Annotated in this window: 6 protein-coding genes and 1 pseudogene; 2 read left to right on the forward strand and 5 right to left on the reverse strand. The window is 64.3% G+C overall.

Features of this window, described 5'->3' with window-relative positions:
• Nucleotides 1-320 precede the first annotated feature (320 nt).
• Nucleotides 321-1976 carry a Na+/H+ antiporter gene (locus ACZ9H4_RS34540; protein WP_408149201.1) on the forward strand — a complete coding sequence of 552 codons (1656 nt, stop codon included), beginning with the start codon at nt 321-323 and terminating at the stop codon, nt 1974-1976.
• Between the two features lie 137 nt (nt 1977-2113).
• Here the strand turns inward: ACZ9H4_RS34540 and ACZ9H4_RS34545 are convergent, their stop codons facing one another.
• The 5 genes from ACZ9H4_RS34545 to ACZ9H4_RS34565 form a co-directional block, all read right to left on the reverse strand.
• A complete protein-coding gene (locus ACZ9H4_RS34545; RefSeq protein WP_408149199.1) occupies nt 2114-3421 on the reverse strand; it encodes a solute carrier family 23 protein in 1308 nt (435 codons plus the stop codon).
• Between the two features lie 240 nt (nt 3422-3661).
• Entirely contained in the window at nt 3662-4363 is a 702-nt protein-coding gene (locus ACZ9H4_RS34550; RefSeq protein WP_408149197.1) for an NAD(P)H-binding protein, read from the reverse strand.
• A 40-nt stretch (nt 4364-4403) separates the two neighbouring features.
• Nucleotides 4404-4544: a hypothetical protein gene (locus ACZ9H4_RS34555; protein ID WP_408323108.1), complete on the reverse strand. Its 141-nt coding sequence runs from the start codon at nt 4542-4544 to the stop codon at nt 4404-4406.
• 42 nt (nt 4545-4586) lie between these two features.
• Nucleotides 4587-5459 (reverse strand): oxidoreductase, encoded by an 873-nt coding sequence (locus tag ACZ9H4_RS34560; RefSeq protein ID WP_408149193.1) that lies wholly within the window; start codon nt 5457-5459, stop codon nt 4587-4589.
• Nucleotides 5460-5517: 58 nt separating this feature from the next.
• Nucleotides 5518-6090, reverse strand: a complete 573-nt coding sequence (locus ACZ9H4_RS34565; RefSeq protein WP_408149191.1) for a TetR/AcrR family transcriptional regulator — start codon at nt 6088-6090, stop codon at nt 5518-5520.
• Nucleotides 6091-6544: 454 nt separating this feature from the next.
• Between ACZ9H4_RS34565 and ACZ9H4_RS34570 the strand changes: the two are divergent.
• Nucleotides 6545-6664: pseudogene (locus ACZ9H4_RS34570) on the forward strand (CHASE3 domain-containing protein); the annotation flags it as partial.
• Between the last annotated feature and the right edge of the window lie 90 nt (nt 6665-6754).

The raw sequence follows: 6754 nt of genomic DNA on the forward strand, positions 1-6754 counted from the left end.
TGCTGCAGTGGGGGCTGGGTTTGCCGCCGCGTTTGTTGCTGCGTTTGTTGCCATGTTTTCTACCGCGTTTGCCGCTGCCGTTACCACCGAGCTTGCCGCTGCGCGGGCCGCATTTCCCCCGTGCTTGCTACCGTGTGTGCCGCCATGTTCACCGCCCTGCTCGCTCGCCGCCGCGCCGCCTTCACGCCGCGCTCGTAATGACCCAAGGCGTCATCGGGCTACACTTTGGCTCTGCGTGTCGTGAACGCTGCGCGGAGCCCGCGTCGAGCGGCCGCGTCGAAGTCTCCAGGAAACCCCGTTATATCCGCACCCACAGACCGATGGAAATAGTCTTCACCGTATTGATTCTCCTGCTTGCCGTCGCGGCTTCCGGCGTCCTCACCCGCACGCTGCCGTTCAAGCTGCCGCTGCCGCTCGTGCAGATCGCAATCGGCGCGCTGCTCGCCTGGCCGAAACTCGGATTGCACGTCACCTTCAATCCGGAAATCTTCATGGTGCTGTTCATTCCGCCGCTGCTGTTCGCGGACGGCTGGCGCATTCCCAAGCGCGAGTTCTTCATGGCGCGCCGCGCGATCCTGATGCTCGCGCTCGGCCTCGTATTCATGACGGTGCTGGCAGTCGGCTACTTCGTGCATGCGCTGGTGCCGGAGATCTCGCTGCCGGTCGCGTTCGCGCTCGCCGCCGTGCTGTCGCCGACCGATGCGGTGGCGCTCTCCGGCATCGTCGGCAAGGACAAGATTCCTGGCCGGCTGATGCATATTCTCGAGGGTGAGGCGTTGATGAACGACGCCTCGGGCCTGGTCGCGCTGAAGTTCGCGATTGCCGCGGCGCTGACCGGCGTGTTCTCGCTGCGCGACGCGTCGCTCAGTTTCGTGATCATCGCGGTGGGTGGTCTCGCGGTCGGCGCGGCGGTGAGCGCACTGTTCAGCTTCGTGTCGACGCGCTTTCTGAACCTCAGCGAAGATGGCGACCCCGCGCCCGGCGTCGTGATGACGCTGCTGATTCCGTTCGCCGCTTATCTGACCGCCGAGCGTTTCGAGTGGTCGGGCATTCTCGCCGCCGTCTCGGCCGGCATGATGATGAATTACGCGGCCGTGGCGAACGCGGGCTCGGTGGCGTCGCGCATCCGCGCCGCGAGCACGTGGACGATGATCGAGTTCGTCTTCAACGGCATGGTGTTCATCCTGTTGGGGCTGCAGTTTCCGCACATTCTCGGCCGGGCCCTGCTCGACGCCCACGAGACCAGCGACGCGCAGGTCGGTCTGCTGATCGGCTACATCGCGGCGGTCGCGGCCGCGCTGTATGCGATGCGCTTCGTGTGGGTGTGGTTTCTGCGCTGGTTCGCGAGCCGCGGCGCGGCGAAGCAAGGCGTGACGAACGCGGTGCCGGGCTTACGCATGGTCTCGGTGACGACGGTGGCCGGCGTGCGCGGCGCGGTGACGCTGGCGGGCGTGCTGTCGCTGCCGGTGTCGCTGCCGGATGGCTCGCCGCTGCCGGGCCGCGATCTGGCGGTTTTCATCGCGTCGGGTGTGATCCTGCTGTCGCTGCTGGTGGCAGTGGGCGCGCTGCCGGTGCTGTTGCGCGGCTGGCGGCGAGGCAAGGACCCGCATGCCGCCGAGGAAGCACTCGCCCGCACGATGGCCGCGCAAGCCGCGATTCGCGCGGTCGACGAGATGCACGACAAGGAGTGCGCGGATCTGGATGAATCGGAATCGGCGTATGCGGCGGACGTGACCGCGCGGGTGATGGATCTGTACCGGCGCCGCCTCGCCACGCTCGACGACGAGCAGGAGCGACGCGAACTGGCACGCCGCGCCGATGCGCTTGAGTTCAGAATGAAGCTGGCGGCCATGCGCGCCGAGCGCAAGGCATTGCTCGCGTTGCGCGAGACTCAGGAGATCAACGATGAGACGTGGAACAAGCTGATGCGCGAGGTGGATTTGTCGGAGACGGCGCTGACGGCGCGGAGAAAATAGAGCGAGTTTTGCGGCAGGCGAGGCCCCGGCTTTTCCCGGTCATGAGATGACACATGAAGCCGGCGCCGCTGGCCACCTGGCGCTAAGCGACGCAGGTCGCCTCGCTGCGTCAGCCAGCGCCTATCGACGAATGAAAATCAGGCCACCGGCCCTTGCGTCGGCTTCCTGCGCAGCAACGCGTACAGAATGATCGCGCCGAACGTCGCGGTGCCGATCCCGCCCAAGCCAAAACCGCCGAGCTTCAGCGAGAAGTCCCCCGCGCCGAGCACGAGCGTCACCGCGGCGACGATCAGGTTGCGGTTATCGGAGAAATCCACCTTGTTGACGACCCAGATGCGCGCGCCGGTCACGGCGATCAGCCCGAACACGACGATCGACACGCCGCCCAGCACCGGTCCCGGAATGGTCTGGATCACCGCGCCGAACTTCGGCGAGAAGCCCAGCACCAGCGCGATCACCGCGGCGATCACGAACACCAGCGTCGAGTAGATCTTGGTCACGGCCATCACGCCGATATTTTCCGCGTAGGTCGTCACGCCGGTGCCGCCCGCAAAACCGGACACGATGGTCGCGAGCCCGTCGCCGAGAAACGCGCGGCCGATGTAGCGGTCGAGGTTCTGGCCGGTCATCGCGCTCACCGCCTTGATGTGGCCGAGATTCTCCGCGACGAGGATCACCGCGATCGGCGCGAGCAGGGCCATCGCGTGCGGATCGAAGACCGGCGCCGTGAAGTGCGGCATGCCGAACCACGCAGCGTTCGCGACAACTGAGAAATCGATCGGCTTAGCCATGCCGAGGCCGTTCGTGACGATCGCGTAAATGACGTACGCCATCAGCAGGCCAATCAGAATCAGCAAGCGCTGCAGCATGCCGCGCGCGAACACCGCGACTGCGCCCACGCACAGCACCGTGACGAGCGCCATCCACGAATCGAAGTTGCTGCCGCTCACGCCGCGCACCGCGATCGGCGCGAGGTTCAGACCGATCACGCAGACGATCGCGCCCGTCACGACCGGCGGCATCAGCGTCTCGATCCAGCGGGTGCCGACCGCCGACACGATCAGACCGATGATCGCGTACACCACGCCGCACGCGATGATCCCACCCAACGCCACTGGAATGTTCAGATTCGGACCATGCCCGCCGTACCCCGTCACCGCGATCACGAGACCGATGAATGCGAAGCTCGAACCGAGATAGCTCGGCACGCGCCCGCCCACCAGCACGAAGAACAGCAACGTGCCGATGCCTGACATGAAGATGCAGAGGTTCGGATCGAAGCCCATCAGCAACGGGGCCAGCACGGTCGACCCGAACATCGCGACGACGTGCTGAATGCCCATCGCGAACATTTGCGGCCAGGCGAGGCGCTCGTCGGTACCGACGACGCTGCCCTCGGCCGCAGCGGACTGGCGGCGCCAGCGGGGGAAATAGGAATCGGCCATGGCGGGGGTTCTCCTCTGTTCGGCGTGACGGGGATGGGTGCCGGACGGCGCGTGGTCGGGCGTGGTCCGGGAATTACGCGCGAGTGTACGGAGTGCTATTGGGCCTGGCAAGCGTGGCGAGAAGCTTGCGCGGATGGGGTTGGCGGAGCGAAGAAAGTCTGGGGATGACGTGTGCCGCGGTGTCGCATGAGCATGCAACACCGCGCGGAGTCAGCTTTGCCCGCAGCTACCGATGATGCGTCAACCCGCGCGCAAATCGAGCGCGGGCGCGGATGCCCCGCGACTAAGCGCGCGAATGTCCGCGGTTTCGAGCACCGCTTTAGGCGCGCCATTGCGTGCGACCGCCAGCATCGCGAGCCCGATGTCCTCGGTGCTCAGCACCAGGTTGGGCAACAACGCGCGGAGCGTCGGCAGGAACGGCTTCGCCAGCGCGTAAAACAACCGGTATGAACGCGTCTTCGAACGCGCGCCGTTCAGCGGTTGAATCACGCCGGGACGAAACAGATACACGGCCTTGAACGGCAGCCGTTGCAACGCGTTCTCCGTGCGTCCCTTCACTCGCGCCCACATGCTGCGGCCGTGTTCGGTGCTGTCGGTGCTCGCGCCGGACACGTAGACGAAGGTCATCTGCGGATTGAGCCGGGCGAGCGTTTGCGCGGCCGCCATCGTGAGATCGTAGGTGAGCCGCGTGTAGTCCGCCTCCCGCATCCCCGCCGAGGAAACACCGAGGCAGAAGAAGCACGCGTCGAACCCCGTGAGCGACGCGTCCATCGCGCGATAGTCCATCATGTCCGGCTGAATCACTTCGACGAGGCGTGGATCGAGTTGGCCGCTACGCGTGCGTCCCACGGTCTGCACCACCTCGACGTCCGGCGCGCGCAGACATTCGCGCAATACGCCCTGCCCGACCATGCCGGTCGCGCCAAAAATAAGAACCTTCATGATGCGTGCTCCAGAGTCGCGCCGGTCCAGCGCGTGTTGGTCAATGCTTCCGATCTGTCCCACAGGCGCACGGCAATGCCAGCGCCAGCGCCGTTTCCAGAGCCAGCCCGCCGGTCGCGCCGGTGATCACCGCCCGCCGGCCGTTCTGGGGCGGAATGTCCGCCGTGGTCCAGCTCGTCATCTCGTTCGTCCTCGGGTTGCGTTGGGGCCGGCGGGCTCAGGCTTACGCCGATGCCTTGCCGGGAAAAACCGGCAGCGGCGCCGGCGCGGAGAAATCCGTCGCCGCGCTGACCGCGCGCCACGCGTCGGCACTCGCGGCGCGCGCCTTGTCGCTCTCACCGCAGAAATGCAATGCGTCGCTGCCGAGCAAGAGATGCGCCGGCAACGCGTCGTGGTATGCGAGCTTCAGCACGACTTGTGCGACCTTAGCCGGATCGCCGGTTTCGTGGCCCACGTACTGCTGCAACATCTTCGTCACCGCGCCGACCGACGGCACATAGTCCGGCAATAATTCCGGCGTCGCGCCGGCCGCCTCGGTGCCCCATTCCGTTTTCATGCCGCCCGGCTCCAGTGCGGTGACATGGACGCCGAACGGCGCGAGCTCCTGGCCGATCACTTCAGTGAAGCCCCCGACCGCCCACTTCGCGGCCTGGTACGCGCTCAGCCCCGCAATCCCCACGCGCCCGCCCACCGACGAAATCTGGATGATATGGCCGGCCCGCTGCTGCCGCAGAACCGGCAACGCCGCTCGCGTTACGTTCACGACGCCGTAGAAATTGGTGTCGATCTGCGCGCGGAAGTCGTCGTCGGTGGTTTGCTCGAACGGCGCGAGGTGACCGAAGCCCGCGTTGTTGACCACCACGTCCAACCGGCCGAATGTGTCGACCGCCGTCTGCACGGCGTGACGCGCAGCCTGCGGATCGGTGACGTCGAGCGCGAGCGCGCAAACCCGCTCGCCATAGCGCGCCGACAGATCCGCCAGCCGACGCGGATCACGCGCCGTCGCGACGACCCGCTCACCTGCCTGCAAAGCGGCTTCGACAATTTCGCGCCCGAGTCCGCGGGCGCTACCGGTAACCAACCAGACCTTGGCCATACTGTACTCCTTTCCATTTATTGAGTAAGTAATCACTCATTAACTGCTCAAAAAAACTTCAGTGCCGAACGATCGCGTTCCAGAACGCGTCGAAGCCAGCCTCGCGATAGCGCTCGGCGTCAGCCGGCTCCCGTGCGATGAAGTCCATCGTCGTTTCCGCCAATGCGCTCATGATCGCCGACACGAAAGCCGGGGGATGATCCCGCAACGCGCCGCTCGCGACGCTCGTCTGAATCATGTCGTGGATATCGGCGAACGACTGCATGCCGGTGGCCCGCGTATGGTCGGTGAGGCGCTCCGACACGCTCAACTGCGCCATCGCACGACGTTTTTGCGGCTGCGCCACGCCCCAATCGACGAACTGGTTCCATACATAGTGCGCACGTTCCCGCACGCTCGCATGCCTGGGATAGCGGCTCATCATCACGTCGCGCAGTTCGGCCTTGATGTCCAGATACAGCGCGTTTAGCAGGTCGTCCTTGTTGGCGAAGTAAGTGAACAGCGTGCCTTCGGCCACCCCCGCCAGCTTCGCGATACGCGCGGTGGGCGCGCCCAGCCCCTGTTCGGCGATCACCTCGGCGGCGGCCGCAAGGATGGCGTTGCGTTTGTCTTCACTTTTCGGACGGGCCATGCTGGGTTTGCCTCAACTGACGGCATTAAATGAGTGATTGCTCAATCATAACGATGAACGCCGTGCCGGCCAAGCTTTTTTTGGATTTCAGCGTAAGACTCATAGTCTGGCTACTGCGGTCGCCATGAAATGACATTCGACAACCCGATGTTTTCATCACGCGCCTAAGTACGCGAAAAGTAGCAAAAATTCCTTTTTCTTCGGTGATCGCGTGCAAGGTTATGAGCAAATACCCGACTCCCTTCAGTCGGGCTTCATTCGGCCCGATATCCAGTAGATGGGGTACCCATTTGGCTGATGTCAATGCGCTGCGGTTAATGGTGCGCGTGGCAATCAGTCTTGGGATCGACGCGCAAGGCCGCCATGGGGTTCGACGGCCAGATAGACGTTCCCTACCCGGACCTGAGAGTCCATGCGAACGCTTTCACGTTTCGTTACTGGAGAAAATAAAATCGTGACACTTAAGCACCTCACCATCAAAAACAAGCTGATCGCCGGGTTCGGTATGCTGTCACTCATCGTCGTCGTGGTGTGCGGCCTATCCCTGAAGGCGTTGAGCGATTCGACCGATGGAGTAGCCCCCTGAAACACCGGACACAGTCTCCCACTTAAAATAACGGGTAGGCATAAGACTGTGTTTTTGACTAACACCAGGCAGGAAATG

This window comes from Paraburkholderia sp. TE9906, from assembly GCF_056279605.1.

Bases quoted from the DNA above. Each gene is read 5' to 3' on its own strand.
- ACZ9H4_RS34540 (WP_408149201.1), top strand. From the start codon at position 321: ATGGAAATAGTCTTCACCGTATTGATTCTCCTGCTTGCCGTCGCGGCT.
- ACZ9H4_RS34545 (WP_408149199.1), bottom strand. From the start codon at position 3,421: ATGGCCGATTCCTATTTCCCCCGCTGGCGCCGCCAGTCCGCTGCGGCC.
- ACZ9H4_RS34550 (WP_408149197.1), bottom strand. From the start codon at position 4,363: ATGAAGGTTCTTATTTTTGGCGCGACCGGCATGGTCGGGCAGGGCGTA.
- ACZ9H4_RS34555 (WP_408323108.1), bottom strand. From the start codon at position 4,544: ATGACGAGCTGGACCACGGCGGACATTCCGCCCCAGAACGGCCGGCGG.
- ACZ9H4_RS34560 (WP_408149193.1), bottom strand. From the start codon at position 5,459: ATGGCCAAGGTCTGGTTGGTTACCGGTAGCGCCCGCGGACTCGGGCGC.
- ACZ9H4_RS34565 (WP_408149191.1), bottom strand. From the start codon at position 6,090: ATGGCCCGTCCGAAAAGTGAAGACAAACGCAACGCCATCCTTGCGGCC.